General features: G+C 70.9%; 15 protein-coding genes and 1 pseudogene. 9 read left to right on the forward strand and 7 right to left on the reverse strand.

Annotated elements, in window-relative coordinates:
- Nucleotides 1–34: 34 nt before the first annotated feature.
- Both Q1A98_RS03730 and trmB read right to left on the reverse strand, forming a co-directional pair.
- A complete protein-coding gene (locus Q1A98_RS03730; protein ID WP_299569970.1) occupies nucleotides 35–712 on the reverse strand; it encodes an NYN domain-containing protein in 678 nt (225 codons plus the stop codon).
- Nucleotides 709–1506 carry a tRNA (guanosine(46)-N7)-methyltransferase TrmB gene (gene trmB, locus Q1A98_RS03735; protein WP_299569972.1) on the reverse strand — a complete coding sequence of 266 codons (798 nt, stop codon included), beginning with the start codon at nucleotides 1504–1506 and terminating at the stop codon, nucleotides 709–711. Before trmB ends, Q1A98_RS03730 begins: the two co-directional genes overlap by 4 nt.
- Here trmB and Q1A98_RS03740 point away from each other — a divergent pair.
- The 8 genes from Q1A98_RS03740 to Q1A98_RS03775 all read left to right on the forward strand — a co-directional run bounded on the left by Q1A98_RS03740 (nucleotide 1505) and on the right by Q1A98_RS03775 (nucleotide 11403).
- Nucleotides 1505–2332, forward strand: coding sequence for a hypothetical protein (locus Q1A98_RS03740; protein WP_299569974.1), 828 nt, complete (start codon nucleotides 1505–1507; stop codon nucleotides 2330–2332). The genes trmB and Q1A98_RS03740 overlap by 2 nt on opposite strands.
- The gene (locus Q1A98_RS03745; RefSeq protein WP_299569975.1) at nucleotides 2329–3612 is read left to right on the forward strand and encodes a hypothetical protein; all 1284 of its coding nucleotides are present in this window, start codon (nucleotides 2329–2331) and stop codon (nucleotides 3610–3612) included. Before Q1A98_RS03740 ends, Q1A98_RS03745 begins: the two co-directional genes overlap by 4 nt.
- Complete coding sequence (locus tag Q1A98_RS03750) at nucleotides 3612–3965, forward strand: DUF6802 family protein (protein ID WP_299569976.1); 354 nt, start codon at nucleotides 3612–3614, stop codon at nucleotides 3963–3965. Before Q1A98_RS03745 ends, Q1A98_RS03750 begins: the two co-directional genes overlap by 1 nt.
- Before the next feature lie 155 nt (nucleotides 3966–4120).
- Nucleotides 4121–5944, forward strand: coding sequence for a phosphoenolpyruvate carboxykinase (GTP) (locus Q1A98_RS03755; protein ID WP_299569978.1), 1824 nt, complete (start codon nucleotides 4121–4123; stop codon nucleotides 5942–5944).
- Nucleotides 5945–6027: 83 nt separating this feature from the next.
- Nucleotides 6028–7110, forward strand: a complete 1083-nt coding sequence (locus tag Q1A98_RS03760) for an esterase-like activity of phytase family protein (RefSeq protein ID WP_299569980.1) — start codon at nucleotides 6028–6030, stop codon at nucleotides 7108–7110.
- 106 nt (nucleotides 7111–7216) lie between these two features.
- On the forward strand, nucleotides 7217–8002 hold the full coding sequence (locus Q1A98_RS03765; protein ID WP_299569981.1) for an ABC transporter ATP-binding protein: 786 nt from the start codon (nucleotides 7217–7219) through the stop codon (nucleotides 8000–8002).
- On the forward strand, nucleotides 8002–10545 hold the full coding sequence (locus tag Q1A98_RS03770; RefSeq protein WP_299569983.1) for an FtsX-like permease family protein: 2544 nt from the start codon (nucleotides 8002–8004) through the stop codon (nucleotides 10543–10545). Before Q1A98_RS03765 ends, Q1A98_RS03770 begins: the two co-directional genes overlap by 1 nt.
- 66 nt (nucleotides 10546–10611) lie before the next feature.
- Nucleotides 10612–11403 carry a hypothetical protein gene (locus Q1A98_RS03775; RefSeq protein WP_299569984.1) on the forward strand — a complete coding sequence of 264 codons (792 nt, stop codon included), beginning with the start codon at nucleotides 10612–10614 and terminating at the stop codon, nucleotides 11401–11403.
- Between the two features lie 11 nt (nucleotides 11404–11414).
- Here Q1A98_RS03775 and Q1A98_RS03780 read toward each other — a convergent pair whose 3' ends face one another.
- The 3 genes from Q1A98_RS03780 to Q1A98_RS03790 all read right to left on the reverse strand — a co-directional run bounded on the left by Q1A98_RS03780 (nucleotide 11415) and on the right by Q1A98_RS03790 (nucleotide 14343).
- Complete coding sequence (locus Q1A98_RS03780; protein WP_299569985.1) at nucleotides 11415–11858, reverse strand: hypothetical protein; 444 nt, start codon at nucleotides 11856–11858, stop codon at nucleotides 11415–11417.
- A gap of 53 nt (nucleotides 11859–11911) precedes the next feature.
- Nucleotides 11912–13507, reverse strand: a complete 1596-nt coding sequence (locus tag Q1A98_RS03785; RefSeq protein WP_299569987.1) for an HNH endonuclease signature motif containing protein — start codon at nucleotides 13505–13507, stop codon at nucleotides 11912–11914.
- 74 nt (nucleotides 13508–13581) lie between these two features.
- Entirely contained in the window at nucleotides 13582–14343 is a 762-nt protein-coding gene (locus tag Q1A98_RS03790) for a class I SAM-dependent methyltransferase (RefSeq protein ID WP_299569988.1), read from the reverse strand.
- A 24-nt stretch (nucleotides 14344–14367) separates the two neighbouring features.
- On the opposite strand from Q1A98_RS03790, the gene Q1A98_RS03795 reads away from it, so the two are divergent.
- Nucleotides 14368–15576, forward strand: coding sequence for a glycosyltransferase family 4 protein (locus Q1A98_RS03795; RefSeq protein ID WP_299569989.1), 1209 nt, complete (start codon nucleotides 14368–14370; stop codon nucleotides 15574–15576).
- Here the strand turns inward: Q1A98_RS03795 and Q1A98_RS03800 are convergent.
- Nucleotides 15507–15983 (reverse strand): annotated as a pseudogene (locus Q1A98_RS03800) (nuclear transport factor 2 family protein); the annotation flags it as partial. The gene Q1A98_RS03795 and the pseudogene Q1A98_RS03800 overlap by 70 nt on opposite strands.
- On the reverse strand, nucleotides 15970–17694 hold the full coding sequence (locus Q1A98_RS03805; RefSeq protein WP_299569990.1) for a hypothetical protein: 1725 nt from the start codon (nucleotides 17692–17694) through the stop codon (nucleotides 15970–15972). The gene Q1A98_RS03805 and the pseudogene Q1A98_RS03800, both read right to left, overlap by 14 nt.
- Nucleotides 17695–17696 lie beyond the last annotated feature (2 nt).

Here is a 17696-nt window from a genome sequence, read left to right on the forward strand (position 1 = left end):
ACGCACCGATTGTCCCATCGGTGCACGTCGTCCCCTAGTGACGGCCGCTGAGCAGCGCGGACAGCGGTCGGAACGGGGCAAGCCATGCGCCCTCGTCCGGCAGCGAGTCGAGATTGATCCGCGGCAACGGCTCGCGGAAGACCCCCGCTATGTCCTCCAGGTCCAGGAAGGAGATCACCTCGGAGGTGACCGCCCAACTGGCGTGTTCCCGGAACCCCAGCACCGTCACCGGCACACCCTCGGCGGCGACGTCCTCGATCAGGGTACGGAATGCCTGCCCGTCCGCCGAGGCGACGTAGAGGCCCGCCAGCCCGACGGTGTGCCTGCGCAGCTCGATGTGGTCGAGCATGTCGTCGTCGACGTCGGAGTCCTCGGTGAGCTTGGGCTTCGCGAAGACGGCGAAACCGACGTTGCGCAGCGCCTCGACCCAGGGCCGGACCACGTCGGCGCTGCCGGGGGCGATGTTGGTGAACACCGTCGCCTCGGGTTCGACGTCGGTCTCGTCGTCGGGGAGTGTGCGCGAGATCTCCGCCGTCTCGGCCAGCAACCACCGGCCGAGCGCGTCGAAACGCGGCCGGTGGGCGGCCGTCGGACGACCCCCGAGGATGGCGCCGAGCCCCATGTCGAGGTTCGGGGCGTCCCACACCAGCAGCACCCGCCGCGCGGTGCTGGTGCCGGAGATCGTCTGCGCGACGTTGCCGTTACCGCTCACGAGCCGCTCCCTGCGTCGTCGCGCGCCACCCGGGACAGCACGAACTCGGTCACCGGGCGGCCCTCGCGGTCGGCCCGTCCCTCGAACTTGGTCGTCGGCCGGTCGAGGGAGAACGGTGCGTCGCCCTGCAGCGGGGTGAACACGTCCTGCTCGGCGAGCACCTCGGCGATCCACTCGGCGTAGTCGGCGTGGTCGGTGGCGATGTGCAGCACGCCACCGTCGGCGAGGACGCGGGCCAGCAGGTCGATGGTGCCGGGCTGGATCAACCGCCGTTTGTGGTGGCGGGCCTTCGGCCAGGGGTCGGGGAAGAAGATGCGCACCCCGGTCAACGAGGCGGGCGGCAGCATCTCCTGGAGGACGACGACGGCGTCGCCGCGGACGATCCGGATGTTGCCGATGTCACCGCGGGCGATCAGACCGACCAGCTGGGCCAGGCCGGGCTTGTAGACCTCGACGGCGAGGACGTCGAACTGCGGTTCGGCGGCGGCCATCGCGGCGGTCGCCGTACCCGTCCCGCAGCCGATCTCCATGATCAGCGGTGCCTGGCGGCCGAACCACCCGGGCAGGTCGAGGGGTCCGGCGGTGGTGTCGGCGGACGCGCTGACCGTGGCATCGCGGCCGATGATCGGCCACAATGCTTCCCAGTTCTGCTGCTGGGCCGGCGTCAGCGTGCCGCGGCGCGACCGGAAGCTGGTGACGCGCGGGTACAGGCGCGCGCGGGCCTCGTGGTCGGCGAGCGCGTCGGGACCCGCGGTGCGGGTCGTGCCGGTCTCGGGGGTGTCCACGGGTGACATGGTGTCAGAGAGGGGAGTCGTGGACCCGGTGCTGCTGTCCGCGGTCGACGAGATCCTCCGTCGTCACCCTGGTGAACCCCTGGCGCTGCGGGCGCGTCGAGTGCTCGACGGTCCGACGCGTGTCGCGGTTCGCGGGCGGCGCGGGACCGGCCGGGACACGCTCGCCCGGGCGTTGCGTGACCGACTCGGTGTCGACCCGATCGTCCCGGGCGACGACCTCGACGACGCCGACGCGTGGTGTCACGCGATCGTCGGCTGGCCACGGTCGGAGGACGTCGAGGCGCTGCGCCGCCTCCCCGCCGACCGGACCGTCGTGGTGCTCACCAAATCCGATGCGCTCGGCGATCCGGAGCTCGCGGCCGACCGCGCCCGGGAGTGCGCCGCGGTGCTGGGCATGCCGGTCCACCCGGTGAGCGCGGTGCTGGGCTGCGTGAACCTGTCCGCCGACGAGGTCGCGTTCCTGCATGCCATGGTCGACGCAGACGAACCGGTGCCGTCCATGGCGGCCGCCTTCGTCAGCGGGGACGCCGACGAGCGGCGGCTGCGCACGGGTCTGCTGCGTCGGCTGGACCAGTACGGCCTGCTCGTCGCGGTCGACGAGATCGCGATCGCCCGCGAGGAGGGTCGCCGGATCGACGCGGACGACCTGCACCGCCTGCTGATCGCCGAGAGCGGGTTCGCCGCGCTACGGCTCGTGCTCGACGCCATGGACGCCGCCGTCGACGCGCACCGCCGCGACGTGGTGATCGGGCTGCTCGACAGGCTCGCCGCGACCGGTGTCGACCGCGATCCCATCGAGGCGATGCTGGCGCAGGTCGGCCGATGACCCGCGTCCTCGTGACCGGCGTGCCCCGCTCCGGCGCCCGGACGCTGGCGCAGGCGCTCGCCGGGGTCGACGGGGCGATCCCCGTGGTCGCCGTGCCCGCCGATGCCGTCTCGAGGCGTCCGGCGACGGTGGGGGTGCTCGTCGTGGAGCCGTCGGCGCTCTGCGGTGCCGACGACCTCGCGGCGCTGAGCGCGCTGCGGGCGACGGTGGGGCACGTCGCGATCGTCGTGACGAAGGTCGACGCGTTCTGGGACTGGCCGACGGTCGCCCGCGCCTCGCGGGCTGTGCTCGACCCGGGTGAGGACCTCCCGGTGTTCGCGGTGTCCGCGGCCGCGGCGCTCGCCGGTGCGGTCGACGAGTCCGGGGTGGACGCGCTCGCCGCGTGGATCCGCGACTGCCTCGCCGACGGACCGATCGCCCCGCGGCCTGCCCCGCCCGCGACCCGATCGGCGACCGAGGAGATCGCCGACCTGCGTCGACGACGGGCACGCATCGTGCGCGGCCGGGATCGCGGGCGCACCGACCGTCTGGCCGCCGTCCGCGGGGGACTCTCGCGGATCCGGTCGGCCGCCGCCGCGGACACCGCGGCGGGCCTCCGAGACCTGACCGTCGACTCCGATCGCGTCGTGGCGCGGATCAGGGCACGCCATGTCGCCGACCACCGCCGATGGCTCGGCGAGCGGGTCGAGCACCTGCAGTCCGAGGTACTGGGCGGCGTCGACGACGACCTCGACCGGCTGCGCGCGTCCGTGCTGCTGGGCGTGGAGCGGTTCCGGCCCGAGCCGACCGCCCCGGCGTCGCCGATCGTCCTGCGTGATCCACCGCCGCCCGGCGCGCCGACGGAGGAGATCGTCGGTGCGCTGCTGGGTGCGGCGTCGGGTTTCGCGATCGGCCGCTACCTCGTCGAGCCGTTCGTCACTGTGGAGGCGATCCGGCAGGTCAGCACGCCGCTGGCGCTCCTGATCGGCGCGGCGGTCGGGTTCCTGATCCTCACGGTCCGCCGCCGGGCCGCGCTCCGGGCCCGGGTGCGCGCCGCGACCGCCGCGTCCCTCGCCGAGGCCCGGTCGGTGATCGAGCAGGACGTCGCCGTCCGCGTCGCGGACGCCGAGACCATCGTCACCGGACGCGTGCTGCGTCACGCGGAACGGCGTGCGGGACAGACCGCGCGTGAGGTCGCCGAACTCGATGAACGAATTCGACGAGCGGCCGGTGGAACCGATGGGCGCGATCGTGCGTCCAACCCACAGGAGCTGTCCGGCCTGCGACGAGAGAGGACCTGATGGACGTCCACACCCATCTCGACGGACTCGGCGATCCCGACGAGCACGGCGATCCCGTGATCGAGGTCGCCGCCCACGTCACGCCCGCACCCGATGTCCACGACCACCTCTGGATGGCCGACGGTGACCGGATCTGGGACCTCGGCCCCGCCGAGACCGACACCGACGCCGACGGCGTCGCCGACTCGTTGACCCGCGTCGGACCCGACGGCATGACCGTCTACACCGACACCGACCACGACGGTCGCGTCGACGCGATCACCGAGGTGCACGGTGACGGCGCGGTCGAGACGCACCGACTCGACGGCCGGACCGGCGAGTGGGTCCGCACCGACGTGGGGCGGCTGGACTGAGGCGTCCGGCCTCCCGACCGTGCGATCGGTCACCCGCCTGGATCGAGGCCCCCACCGACCGGTAACCTGGACAAACAGACACTGCGGTGTGTCGGCGGATGGGGAGTCCCGCCCGTCGACCGGTTGACCGCCCTGACGGCCACCAGGAGAGACGAATGACCTCGGCGACCATTCCCGGACTCGATCCCGACAGTGCCCCCACGAAGCACGCGGAACTCCTGCGGTGGGTGGCCGAGGTCGCCGAGCTGACCCAGCCCGATCGCGTCGTCTGGTCCGACGGCAGTGACGAGGAGTGGGACCGCCTCACCGCCGACCTGCAGGCCGCCGGCACCATCACCAAGCTGAACGAGGAGAAGAAGCCGAACTCGTTCCTGGCCCACTCCGATCCCGCCGACGTCGCGCGCGTCGAGTCGCGGACGTTCATCTGCTCACACCGCGAGGAGGACGCCGGCCCGACGAACAACTGGGTCGACCCCACCGAGATGCGCGCGACGATGACCGACCTCTACCGCGGCTGCATGCGCGGCCGGACGATGTTCGTCATCCCGTTCTGCATGGGTCCGCTGGGCGCCGAGGACCCGAAGCTGGGTGTCGAGATCACCGACTCCGAGTACGTCGTGCTGTCGATGCGCGTGATGACGCGCGTCGGGCCGAAGGTCGTCGAGGCCCTCGGTGCGGACCGCTTCTTCGTGAAGGCCCTGCACTCGCTGGGTGCGCCGCTCGAGGAGGGCCAGGCCGACGTCCCGTGGCCCTGCAACTCGACGAAGTACATCACCCACTTCCCCGAGGAGCGCGAGATCTGGTCCTTCGGGTCCGGCTACGGCGGCAACGCCCTGCTGGGCAAGAAGTGCTACTCGCTGCGCATCGCGTCGGCCATGGCCCACGACGAGGGCTGGCTCGCCGAGCACATGCTGATCCTCAAGCTGATCAGCCCGGAGGACAAGGCGTACTACATCGCCGCCGCGTTCCCGAGCGCCTGCGGCAAGACCAACCTCGCGATGATCCAGCCGACCATCCCCGGCTGGCGTGCCGAGACCCTCGGCGACGACATCGCCTGGATGCGGTTCGGCAAGGACGGTCGCCTCTACGCGGTGAACCCCGAGTTCGGTTTCTTCGGCGTCGCGCCCGGCACCAACTGGTCGTCGAACCCGAACGCGATGAAGACCGTCGAGGCCGGCAACACGATCTACACCAACGTCGCCAAGACCGACGACGGCGACGTCTGGTGGGAGGGCCTCGAGGGCCGGCACGACCACCTCGTCGACTGGCGAGGCCAGGACTGGACGCCGGACTCCGACGGCCCGGCCGCCCACCCGAACTCGCGGTACTGCACCCCGATGAGCCAGTGCCCGATCATGGCGCCGGAGTGGGACGACCCGCAGGGCGTCCCGATCTCGGCGATCCTGTTCGGTGGTCGCCGCAAGACGACGGTCCCGCTCGTCACCGAGGCTCGTGACTGGCAGCACGGCGTCTTCATGGGCGCCACGGTCGGCTCCGAGCAGACCGCCGCCGCCGAGGGCAAGGTCGGCACGGTCCGCCGCGACCCGATGGCGATGCTGCCGTTCCTCGGCTACAACGTCGGTGACTACCTGCAGCACTGGATCGACCTCGGTAAGAACGCCGACGAGTCGAAGCTGCCGAAGGTGTTCTACGTCAACTGGTTCCGTCGCGGCGACGACAAGCGCTTCCTGTGGCCCGGGTTCGGTGAGAACAGCCGCGTGCTCAAGTGGATCGTCGAGCGCATCGAGGGCACCGCGTCTGGCGTGGAGACCCCGATCGGCGTCGTCGCCACCCCGGAGGCGCTCGATCTCGACGGCCTCGACGTGGACGTTCAGGACGTCGCGGAGTCGCTCTCGGTGAACATCGACGAGTGGCGCGAGGAGATCCCCACGATCGAGGAGTGGTTCGACTTCGTCGGCGACAAGCTCCCCAGCGGGATCGCCGACGAGTTCGCCGCACTCAAGCAGCGCCTGGCCTGACATACCGGGTGGGTATCGGCGGCGTCACGTTTGACACCGTTCGCGTCGCGCCGCCGATCCTGCATTCGCTAGCATCGGCCACCATGAGTCTGCGCCGCGTCGGCACACCCCTGCTCCGGGTCGGATCGTTGGTGACGGCGACCGCCGCCGCTCTCTCACTGGGCCTCACGGCCGCACACGCGGACCCGGCGCCGCCCGCGGCCCGCTACGTGTCGACGATGACGGTGCCCGACAACTTCATCCCGACACCGGTGCGGTGGGGCGGCATCTCGGGTCTCGAGAACATCGGCGGCGGCAACTACGTCGGCGTCAGCGACGACCAGGGCCAGTTCGGCCCGGCGCGCTACTTCCAGTTCCGGCTCCCGATCGCCGGGAACGGCATGTTCACCGGTTCCACACCGCAACTCACCGGCGGTGGCACGGTGCTCGCGCCGAACAACCTGCCGCTGTTGCCCGGCCAGATGGACATGGAGTCGATCCGCCGACTCGGCCCGAACTACGTCATCAGCAGCGAGGGTGCGCGGCCGTGGATCCGCGTGGTCACCCCGCTCGGCGTCCATGTCCGCGACCTGCGCATCCCGTCGGCCTACATGCCGGGCCCCGGCAAGGGCATGGGCGTCAACGACGGCTTCGAGGGCGTCGCCGTCACCCCGAACGGCACCGTCGCCGCGATGACCGAGGAAGCGCTGCGTCAGGACGGCGGCGCACCGACCACCAGGTCGGGCACATCGTCGCGGCTGGCGGTGTTCGGGTCGCGCGGAATCGGTGAATACGTCTACCGCACCGACCCGCTCGCCAAGGGTGCGAGCAGCAAGGCCACGAAGGGCGTGTCGGAGATCCTCGCGGTGAACAACACCGACTTCTACGTCCTGGAGCGCGGTTACGACCCGGCGACCAACCGCAACGACGTGAAGGTCTACCTCGCGACGACGCGTGGCGCGACACCGGTCAGCGGCAAGTACAAGATCTCGGGCTCGGAGACGGTGATGCCCAAGCGGCTGATCTTCGATTTCGGCATGCTGCCGCTGCTGCGATCGGACAACGTCGAGGGCATGGCGTACGGACCGCGACTGGCCGACGGCCGTCGCTCGCTCGTCCTGGTCAGCGACGACAACTTCGCCACCCCGCGCCAGCACACGAAGTTCCACCTGCTCGCGCTGACCTGAGACGCGGATCACCGCACCTCAGGGACATTTCTCAGGGTCCGCCCGGATGCCGTGACTACGGTGGTCGGGCGACGATGTCACCATGCCCTCGAGAGAGCGAGTCCCCATGAGCACCGACGAGCGCCCGCGTCACGCCGCGTCGACGGCGACCATCGCCGCGCGGGCCGACGACGTCCGCAAAATCTACGGCAGTGGTGACACCACCGTCGAGGCGCTGAAGGGTGTCTCGGTCTCGTTCGCGGCCGGTGAGTTCACCGCCATCATGGGGCCGTCGGGCTCGGGGAAGTCGACGCTGATGCACTGCCTCGCCGGCCTCGACGGGGTGTCCGGGGGGTCGGTCACCATCGGTGACACCGACCTCACCACGCTCGACGACAAGGCCATGACCCGTCTGCGTCGTGACCGGATCGGGTTCGTCTTCCAGTCCTACAACCTCGTGCCGACGCTGACCGCGCGGGAGAACATCACGCTGCCGCTCGACATCGCCGGGCGCACACCGGATCAGGACTGGTTCGACACCGTCACCGAGCGGCTCGGCATCACCGCCCGCCTGGACCACCGGCCGAGCGAGTTGTCGGGCGGACAGCAGCAGCGGGTGGCGTGCGCACGCGCTCTCGTCGGGCGGCCGCAGATCATCTTCGGCGACGAGCCGACCGGCAACCTGGACTCGCGGTCGTCGTCGGAGGTCATGGGCATCCTGCGTGCCGCGGTGGACGAGTTCGGGCAGACCGTCGTCATCGTCACCCACGACCCGCGCGCGGCCAGCTGGGCCGACCGCGTCGTGTTCCTCGCCGACGGTCGTATCGTCGAGGAGCTACGGTCGCCGTCCGCCGACGACGTGTACGCGTTCCTGCGTGACCTGGACGACCCGGCGCGCGGGTCGAAGCCCTGATGGCCGGCTCGGCGATGCGGCGGGTCTCCCTGCGGAACCTGGCCGCGCACAAGGTCCGTCTCGTCCTCACCGTGCTCTCGGTGGTGCTCGGCACGTCGTTCGTCGCCGGGTCGATCATCTTCACCAGCACCATCTCCTCGGCGTTCGACAAGATCTTCGACGGCGTCGCGCTCGGCGTCGACACCCGGGTGAGCCCGGAGGAGACGCAGGCCAACGGGATCCCGAACTCCGTCGTCGCGACGCTCACCACCGACAAGGGCACGCTCGGGATCGAGAAGCTCGTGCCGCGCTACTCCGCGCCGGTGACCATCGCGAAGGCCGACGGCACCGCGCTGCAGACCGGTGGGGCGCCGAGCATCGGCACCGCGTTCCTGCCGAGCTCGGAGTCGTTGTCGCCCACCGACAGCAAGGTCGAACCCGGTGGCCGTGCACCGCAGGGGACAGGGGAGATCGCGCTCAACGAGTCCGCCGCGAAGAAGGCGGGGCTCACAGTCGGATCGACGACGAAGCTCGTCGTGAGTCGCGGATCCGCTGCCCCGATGACCGTGAAGGTCGTCGGCATCCTCGACCTCCCGCAGGACACCGGCGGCTACGTCAACGTGCAGATGCAGCAGTCGGTGGCGCGGGACCTGTTCTCCGACGGTTCACCCGCCTACGTGGAAGCGTCTGCGGTGCCGGGTGTCTCGGCGTCGCAGCTGACGCAACGCATCTCAGCGGTCGTCGGGTCGGGTTACTCGGTGCAGACCGGTGCGCAGGTCCGGCAGCAGGAGAAGGACCAGGTCAACAAGTTCCTCGACGTCTTCAACTACATCCTGCTCGGGTTCGCCGCGATCGGGCTCGTCGTCGGGACGTTCATCATCTACAACACCTTCTCGATGATCATCGCGCAGCGGGTCCGAGAGTTGGCCCTGCTCAGGGCGATCGGTGCCGCGCGGAGCCAGATCACACGGTCGGTGCTGCTCGAGGCGTTCGTCGTCGGCGTGTTCGGTGGCGTCGTCGGGCTGGGTATCGGGATCGGTCTCGCCGCGCTGCTGCGGGCGATCACATCGTCCAGCTCCGGCCTGCCGTCGGCGTCGCTGGCGATCACGCCGAGCGCGGTGATCGCCTGCATGGCGGTCGGGATCGTCGTCACGATGGTCAGTGCTTACGCGCCGGCACGCCGTGCGGCGCAGGTGTCCCCGGTGGAGGCGATGCGCGAGAGCCAGACCGACGGTGCGCTGTCGCTGCGGCGGCGCACCCTGACCGGGGCGCTGCTGGCGATCGTCGGAGTCGTGCTCATCGGCGTCGGGACCAGCGGCCAGGGCGCGACATGGGCCGCGACGGTGGGAGTCGGGGCGTTCGTGATGATCCTCGCGGTCGTCTTCGCCGCACCGGCGCTGTCGCGGCCGGCCGTCGGACTGCTCGGTCGGGTTCTGGGACGACCGTTCGGGAAGATCGGTGTGCTGGCGCGCACCAACGCTGTTCGCAACCCGCGGCGCACCGCCGCGACCGCGTTCGCGTTGACGTTGGGCCTCATCCTGGTCGCCGTCGTCGGGACGTTCGGGTCGAGCCTGAAAGGATCGATCGACGACACCATCGACAAGAACCTCAGTGCCGACCTGGTTCTCACCACATCCGACCAGGGGTCGCTGCCCACCTCGGTGGTGGAGGCGGCCACGAAGTCGCCCGACGTCGCCACCGCCGTGTCGTTCCGCATCGTCGCCGCGAAGGTCGGTAACGATGCGGTGACCGGCATCTCGCCGGCCGGCGACCTCGCGAAGGTCACGCCGTACGAGATGCGGTCGGGGTCGGCGTCCATCCCCTCGGACGGGATGATCGTGTCGCAGAAGACGAGTGACGCGAAGGGCTGGAAGCTCGGCGACACCGTCACGTTCACCGGATACGACGGGACCGTGGTGCCCGTGCGGGTGACCGGTGTCTTCGCCGACAACCAGGTGCTCGATCCGTGGCAGATGGGCTCGGGGGCCTACGAGAAGCTCGTTCCCGCGTCCTACCGGTCCGACCGGTTGATCCTGGTGACGGCGAGAGACGGTGTGTCCGTCGACAAACTGCGGACCGACCTGACCGCCGCGACAAAGGACTACCTCACCGTCCAGGTGGAGGACCGAGCGGAGTTCGCGGGCCAGGCGTCGTCGCAGATCGACCAGATGCTCGCCGTCCTCTACGCGATGCTGGGGTTGGCCCTGGTGATCGCGGTGCTCGGCATCGTCAACACCTTGGCGCTGTCGGTGATCGAGCGGAAGCGTGAGATCGGCATGTTGCGGGCGATCGGGATGGCCCGCGCGCAGGTGCGCCGGACCATCTACATCGAGTCCGTTCTCATCGCGATCTTCGGCGCCGTCCTCGGTGTGATCCTGGGAAGCGGGTTCGGGATCGCGGTGGTCCGCACGTTCAAGGATCTCGGCATCACGCGGGCGGTGCTGCCCTACTCCCTGATCGGCATCACGCTGGTCGCCGCCGCGGTCGTCGGCGTGGTCGCTGCGCTGTGGCCGGCGGTCCGGGCGGCGCGGACGAACCCGCTGGAGGCGATCTCCGACGTCTGACCCGGGCGGGTCCGGCACACTGGAGACGCCTCGGCGTCGAGGCGCCCACCGCGCAGGAGGCCGAGGATGACCGATCGACCCGACGACGGTCAGTGGCGACCGGTCGACCCGCCGCCCGAGGGCGTCGATCCATATCAGCCGAACCCGTACCCGCAGCAGAACCCGCCGACGCGCGCCTACGACCCGTACGCGCAGCAGGACCCGTATGTCCAGCAGGATCCGTACGCGCAGCCGGATCCGTATGCGCAGCCGGGTCCCGTCTACGGCGGTCCTGCCTACGGCCCGACGCAGCAGTTCCCGGGCGGTCCGCCTCCTGGGTACGGCCCGGGTTACGGCGAGCCCGCACCCGCCGGTGGTCCGCCGCCACCGAACGGCGGCTCGTCACGCACTCTGTGGCTGATCGCGGCGATCGTGGCGCTGATCGTGGTGGTCGGACTGGTGGCCGGCTATTTCCTGGTCAGTCGGTCGGACTCGTCCGACGACACGGCCGCCGCTGCTGACAGCTCGGCGGCGGTGGCGCCGTCGACCGACAACCTGTTCCCGACGTTCGGCGACCCGTCCAGCCCTCAGGAGGGCGGTCAGACCAGTGCCTCGCCCGCGCCGGGTCAGGTGCTCTACCAGCTGAGTGGCAACGGTCAGGTGCTGGGCGTGACGTTCGCGTCGGGGACGACGTTGAAGGTGTCGCCGACGTTGATCACGCCGCCGTGGTCGGTGGCCGCCACCGTCGACTCCGACCCGTCGATGACCGCAGTCGTCCTCAGCGGGTCCGTCACCTGCACCATCTCGCGGGACGGTCAGGTGTTGACGACCGCCACCTCGTCCGTCGGCTTGCTCCGCTGCGCGGCGCCCGCGGGCTGACGCGCGACGACTCAGCTGCTGACGATGCAGCCGGGTCCGATCGGGGTGCCTGAGCGCACCGTGATCGTGCGCTGGGGACCGCCGGCGGAGGTCTGGTACGCCATCAGCACGTGCTTGCCCGGCCGAGTGGGGGTCCACAGCGAGAACGCGCGGTTCCCGACGACCGGCGCTGTGTAGTACAGCCTGCCCGCGGCGTACAGATCGTCGGCGGGGAAGAACCGTGAGTTCCGGTTGTCGTCGACGAACGACACGCCCATGGTGGCCGGCGTGAAGCGGCTCGACGTGGTGGTCGCGACGAGCAGGTAGGTGCAGTTCGCGCCGAATCCCGCGTGAGGCACGAGAGGGAAGACGTCCAGGCGTGTCACGTCTGCCGATGCCTGGGGTGTCACCCCCAGCGTGGCGACGGCGGCGAGCGAGCAGGCGGCGACGGCCAGGCGTCGGAGGCGAGTACCCATGCGCGATGTGTCGTCGGTCCGGTTTGCGGCGTTACCGAATCCCGCATTCTCACTCAGAAGGGTGGCGGGTCGGCGTCGTCCTGCCGCTCGACGGCGCGTAGGTGTGCGGCGCGGGCTGTTGCTCGGCGCTGATCGAGTGTTGTTCTCGCCGGGTGTTTTTCCGGTTTCCCGGGTGGTCCGAGGGCGGGGAAGATGTCCAGGGCTGTGTAGGCGTTGCCGAGGAACATGTGGCCGGTGGGGGACTGGAAGAACGCCTCACCGAGGGGTGATTGGTAGTCCCGCCAGGCGCGGTTGAAGGTTTTGGTGCGGTGGTGGAACCGGCACAGCGGTTTCAGGTTCTCGCGACGCGTCTGGCCGCCGGAGTGCGGGTCGTGGTGGTCGAACGGGTCGGTGTGGTCGAGGTCGACGTTCCAGGCGGGTGCCGAGCAGCCGGGGAAGGTGCAGCACAGTTCACCAGCGCGGACGAGTGCTTGCAGCTTCTTCGACGGGACGTAGGTGCTCGCTGATCGTGCTGAGTGTGCGGGGTCGTCACGGCGCAGGAACTCGCGGTGGGCGTCGGCGAGCAGGGCGCGCATGGTGTCGGCGTCGATGATCCCGCGCCCGTCGAGGTAGCCGGGTTGATCGTCGAGGCCGAGCAGGGTCGACAGGTTGACCACGATGTGGAACACCGGCCGCGCCGGACCCACCGGCGGGGCGAGGGGCTGTACCGGCGAGGGTTCCACCGGGGCGTCGACATCTACGTCGGTATCGGGTCTGGCGGGTGCATCCGCGTCGATATCCTCGGGCTGCGTGCAGTTCTGGCAGCCGCAGACGAGGTGGTCGTGTCCGGCGGCCAACGCGATGAGCGCGTCGGCGCGGCGTTGCGCCCGGGTGCGGGGATCGCCGGTGTGGACCGAGCCGGCCATCGCGGACAGGCGGGCGTCGATCGCGGCCGCGTCGACCATCGGCAGTGAGGCGGATAGGCGCGAGGCGCCGGGTTGGAACCGGTCGGGGCGGATGGTGACGTCGCGGTCGGCGGCGGCGCGTTCTTTACGCCGTGCCAGGGCGTCGGGGTCGACCATCGCGACGATCGCGTCGACCATCGCGACCAGCCGGGCCCGCGACAGCGGTGGCCGCTCGAACAGGGCTTGGGCGATGTGGGTGTCGAGGATCTTCACCAGATCCGGATCGACGACGAGCTTGGTGCGGGCGCAGATGAGCAGGAACCCGGCCAGGTCGATCCGACCCACCGCCAGGGCCTGCCCGGCGAACACCAGCCGGTAGCGGGCGACGTCACCGGCGGTGACGATCTCCCGGGCTCTCGCCGCGGGGACGTTGAGGACGGCGCCGATCTCGGCGGTCGCCCGCTCGAGCCCGTCGGGCCCGAACTCCGCTCGCGGATCACGTCCGGCGAGATGATCCATCCCCGCAGCCATCAGCTCGTCGACCGAGGATCGTTGCCCGGAGTCGTGTTCGGCGACTGCGACGAGGTGGTCCTCGCACCGCTCGTCGTGAATGAGCGACGCCGCCTGCAGCATCCGGTAGTCGGCCGAGGCGGTGATCGAGCGGCAGTGCGCAAGGATCTCGATCAGCTCAGCCGCGGAATGCTTCTCGTCCGCGGCCAGCGACGCCACGACACCCGTGACGTCGAGAGTCCCCGTTTCGCTCATGTGTTCGAGTATATCGACACCCACCGACAAGAACCAGAGGTCAGTCGCCGCCTGTGGACAACCCGCCGTGCCGGTCAGCTCTTGCGGAACACGAGAACGAGGTTGCTGCCCAACAGTTCTCGGAGGCCGGGGACGCGCATGACCCACCAGAGCCACGACGGCAGGTAGCGGGGGAATGCGCCGGCGAGGACGGCGGTGGACGGCGGCACGGATGCCGCCCATCGGAGACCGTCGGCCGCGGTCACGCGAAACAGGCTGGTGCCGAACAGGTTCTTGGGAGGGTGGCCGTGGCGGCGGGTGTACATCCGCGCCGCGCGATGGCCACCGAGGTAGTGCGTCAACCCCATCTCGTGGCCGCCGAACGGCCCGTACCAGAGCGTGTAGCTGATGACGGTCGTCCCGCCGGGGCGGGTCACGCGCAGCATCTCGGCGCACATCCGCCACGGGTCGGGGACGTGCTCGACGACGTTGGACGAGAACACGACGTCGAAGGACCCGTTCGCGAACGGCAGCGCCATCCCCGACGCGCGCACCGTCGCACGGTGCGGGAGGCCGGCGGCGTGCAGCTCGGCCGGGTCCGGCTCGGCGGACACGTAGTGCGCGCCGCGAGCGGCGAACCCGTCGGCGAAGTAACCGGGGCCACCCCCCACGTCGAGAACACCCGCCCCCGACAGCCCGTCGGGATGCAGGTCGTCGATGAGCTCGACGGAGTCGCGGGCGAGCGCGGAGTAGAACCGATCGGGGTCGGGCTGTTCGTACCGGAAGTCGTTCAGCAGCCCCGCCGCACGCCGGAGGGTGGCCCGACGAGCCAGCCGCGCGAGTCCGGGGGCAACCATGCGCCACACCCTAGAGTGGGCGGCGTGGTGCCCGAACCGACCGTCCGCGACGTGCTGCTGCTGTGCTGGCGCGACACCGGACACCCCCAGGGTGGCGGCAGTGAGCGCTACCTCGAGCGCGTCGGCGCCGAGCTGGCCGATCGCGGCATCCGGGTCACGCTGCGCACCGCCGGCTACCGCGGAGCGGCCCGCGACGAGGTCCGTGAGGGAATCCGCATATCCCGCGGCGGCGGCCGCCTGACCGTCTACCCCCGGGCGCTGGCGGCGATCGCCGCCGGCCGTCTCGGGTTCGGCCCGCTGAAAGGCATCCGCCCCGACGTCGTCGTCGACACCCAGAACGGCATCCCGTTCTTCGCGAAGGCCGCCTCCCGATCACCGATCGTCGTGCTGGTCCACCACTGTCACCGCGCGCAGTGGCCCGTCGCGGGTCGGCTTCTGGGCGCGTTCGGCTGGTTCGTCGAGTCCTGGCTGTCGCCGCGGGTGCACCGTCGGCACCAGTACCTGACGGTCTCGACGCCGTCGGCCGACGACCTGCTGCTGCTGGGCGTCGACCGTGATCGCGTCGCCGTCGTCCGGGCCGGCGCCGACGACGTGCCGGCCGGGACGCGAGCGCCGCAACCGACGTCGGGACACCGCCTCTGTGTGGTCTCGCGCCTCGTCCCGCACAAGCAGATCGAGGACGCCCTCGCGGCCGTCGCGCGCCTGCGCCACGACATCCCGGACGTCCACCTCGACATCGTCGGCGACGGCTGGTGGGCACCCAACCTCCGCGCGGCCGCGACCGACCTCGGCGTCGGCGACCACGTCACCTTCCACGGCCACGTCGACGAGACCGTCAAACACTCGGTGCTCGCGCAGTCGCAGGTCCACCTGATGCCGTCCCGCACAGAGGGGTGGGGGCTCGCCGTCATCGAAGCCGCGCAGCACGGCGTGCCGACGATCGGCTACCGCTCGTCGCGGGGCCTCACCGACTCGATCGTCGACGGCATCACCGGACTCCTCGTCGACGGCCCTGACGACCTCGCGCACGCGGCCCGCGACCTCTTGCTCGATCCCGACCGCCGCGCCGCGCTCGGATCGGCCGGCTGCGATCGCGTCGCCGACTATTCCTGGTCCGCGACGGCCGACGCGGTGCTGTCGGTGCTGGAGGTGGCGGCGTCGGGCAGGAGGATCGCCGGACCGGTCGAGAGGGAGAAGCTCGGCACGTCGGCCAGCGACAGCGTCGCCTCGTAGGTCCGCTGATAGCCGGTCCGGCAGATCCGCCACCCGTTCGACGTGCGCCGATAGGTGTCGTCGTAGAACGCCGCGCCGAACAGCATGAAGTTCATGCTCGCCGCGATCACCCGGTCCTGCAGGTACCAGCGGCCGGTCGCGGTGTCGCCGTCCACGTCGATCTCGGGGTGCCCTGCGTGATGCTCGGTGATGATGACGTCACTCCCGAGCGACGTCCGCATGAAGTCGACGAGGGTGTCACGGTTCTCGAAGTCGAGGGACGCGCCGTAGGTGCCGGTGACATCGGGGGTGAGCGTCTCGGCGAACTCGTCCCAGCGCTTCGTGTCGAGGGTGCGGAGGTAGCGGTATTTCAGGCGCGTGATCGCCGCGATGTCGTCGGCGGGGGTGGGGGCGTCAGCGTCGGGCACCCCGCCATTGGATCAGCCGACGTCGGGTCGCCGCGGCGATTCCGACGACGATCGCGGCGAGCCACACGAGGTGTGCCGCCCACATCGTCCCGCGATCGACGGTGCTCACCCGCACGACGACCGGATCGGGCACACGGAGCAGGACGAGGTCGCGGCCCTCGTGCACACACCGCAGTCCCGTGACGGGCACGTCCTCGCACCGACCGTTCGACGCGTTCTCCTCCACCAGCACCCATCCGACGCCGAGCCGCGCCAGCTCGGGTGCGCTCCCACCGCCGGTCACGATGCGATCGGCCTGCGCTGCGCGGGAGTCCGGCGGAGGAGCGTCGACTGTCCGGCCGTCGACGACGAGCGAACCACCGGCGAGCACGGGGACCCGCAGCAGGCGACCGGCCGGGTCGAGGGACACGGCGCTTTCGGTGAACGCGTACCGACGGTTGGTGCCCGTCGGCACCGTCACGACGTCGCCCGACCCGTCCGGGATCTCGTCGGCGACGACGGACCAGTCGGCCGGGTAGCGGACCGTCGCGATGTCGCCACCCACGCCCCACGCGAGGTCGGGCAGCGGTGCGACGACGAGCAGGACCGCGACACCCGCCGCGGCCCCGCGCGGAACCCATCGGCCGACCAGCTGCACCGCAGCGGCCGCCGCCACCGCGTAGATCGGGATCGCGAGCGCGACGAACTTCGACGTGTCGCGCAGCAGCCCGACGCCAGGCACGGTGTCGACGAGGTGGCCGAGCGCCGAGCGCCCGGGACCGGTCGCGGCGAGAGCGCACAGCACCAGCGCCGCAACCGCGGTCACAGACAGCTCGTCGACCAGCGGCAATCGGTGGCGTCGACGGAGGAGAGCCGGGACGCCCGCTGCGACGACCACCAGCAGGCACATCGTCGCCACACCCGCCCACCCGATGGTGCGGCTGCCCGGCACGGCGTCGGCGTTCCAGATGCCGCCCAGCCCGGCGAGGGTGAGCAGGGTTCCCAGCGTCGGCTCGGCGCGGGCCGCGAAGACGTCGACGGCGTCGGCGTCGGAGGTGGTGGGAGCGGTGGCGAGCAGCGACGCGACGAGCCACGGCAGATTCGCGACGACCAGGACGACGGCGGTGAGCACGGTCGGCCGGACCTGTCGGCGGAGCAGCGTCGGCACGACGATCACGGCAGCCGCGACGATCGCGACGAACAGCCCTCCCGTCGGCGTGAACGCCCCGACCGCACACCAGGCGGCCAGTCTGATCCAGTTGTGGATGCCGCCCAGGGATCGACAGTCCAGACCCGTGAGCGCGACCCCGAACATCGCCGCGAGACCGAGCAGCAGACTCCACTGGCCCTGCAGCAGACGCTCGGCGACGAACGGGTTCCAGATGGCGACCGCGACGGCGGCCAGTGCGCCCGGGGTCCCGGCGGCGGGGAGCAGTCGCTGGGCGAGCCTGCCCGCACCGACTCCGGCGAGGACGAGCGCCAGGGTCGTCAGCCCGACTACTACCAGCCCGCCGTCGAGGACCTGAGAGAGCACGGCCACCGCCCAGTCCTGCGGTACGGCCCGCGCGGGCAGGTCGCCGAGACCGAGTGCGCTGTCGGTGACGTGGTTGCGCGGCGTCGACACCGCGTCCCGGTAGAGCAGGTACCCGCCCGACCACAGCGGGGCCACGATCAGCGCGGACAGGCCGACGGACGACGCCCATATCGCCCCGCCGGCGCCCCTGCGGCCCATGG

It is taken from the genome of uncultured Williamsia sp. (assembly GCF_947494875.1).
Taxonomy (GTDB): domain Bacteria; phylum Actinomycetota; class Actinomycetes; order Mycobacteriales; family Mycobacteriaceae; genus Williamsia_A.

Excerpts from the sequence above, each read along its gene's own strand:
- Q1A98_RS03805 (WP_299569990.1), bottom strand. The coding sequence starts at position 17,694 with ATGGGCCGCAGGGGCGCCGGCGGGGCGATATGGGCGTCGTCCGTCGGC.
- Q1A98_RS03750 (WP_299569976.1), top strand. The coding sequence starts at position 3,612 with ATGGACGTCCACACCCATCTCGACGGACTCGGCGATCCCGACGAGCAC.
- Q1A98_RS03775 (WP_299569984.1), top strand. The coding sequence starts at position 10,612 with ATGACCGATCGACCCGACGACGGTCAGTGGCGACCGGTCGACCCGCCG.
- Q1A98_RS03755 (WP_299569978.1), top strand. The coding sequence starts at position 4,121 with ATGACCTCGGCGACCATTCCCGGACTCGATCCCGACAGTGCCCCCACG.
- Q1A98_RS03745 (WP_299569975.1), top strand. The coding sequence starts at position 2,329 with ATGACCCGCGTCCTCGTGACCGGCGTGCCCCGCTCCGGCGCCCGGACG.
- trmB (WP_299569972.1), bottom strand. The coding sequence starts at position 1,506 with ATGTCACCCGTGGACACCCCCGAGACCGGCACGACCCGCACCGCGGGT.
- Q1A98_RS03780 (WP_299569985.1), bottom strand. The coding sequence starts at position 11,858 with ATGGGTACTCGCCTCCGACGCCTGGCCGTCGCCGCCTGCTCGCTCGCC.
- Q1A98_RS03785 (WP_299569987.1), bottom strand. The coding sequence starts at position 13,507 with ATGAGCGAAACGGGGACTCTCGACGTCACGGGTGTCGTGGCGTCGCTG.
- Q1A98_RS03740 (WP_299569974.1), top strand. The coding sequence starts at position 1,505 with ATGGTGTCAGAGAGGGGAGTCGTGGACCCGGTGCTGCTGTCCGCGGTC.
- Q1A98_RS03760 (WP_299569980.1), top strand. The coding sequence starts at position 6,028 with ATGAGTCTGCGCCGCGTCGGCACACCCCTGCTCCGGGTCGGATCGTTG.
- Q1A98_RS03790 (WP_299569988.1), bottom strand. The coding sequence starts at position 14,343 with ATGGTTGCCCCCGGACTCGCGCGGCTGGCTCGTCGGGCCACCCTCCGG.
- Q1A98_RS03770 (WP_299569983.1), top strand. The coding sequence starts at position 8,002 with ATGGCCGGCTCGGCGATGCGGCGGGTCTCCCTGCGGAACCTGGCCGCG.
- Q1A98_RS03765 (WP_299569981.1), top strand. The coding sequence starts at position 7,217 with ATGAGCACCGACGAGCGCCCGCGTCACGCCGCGTCGACGGCGACCATC.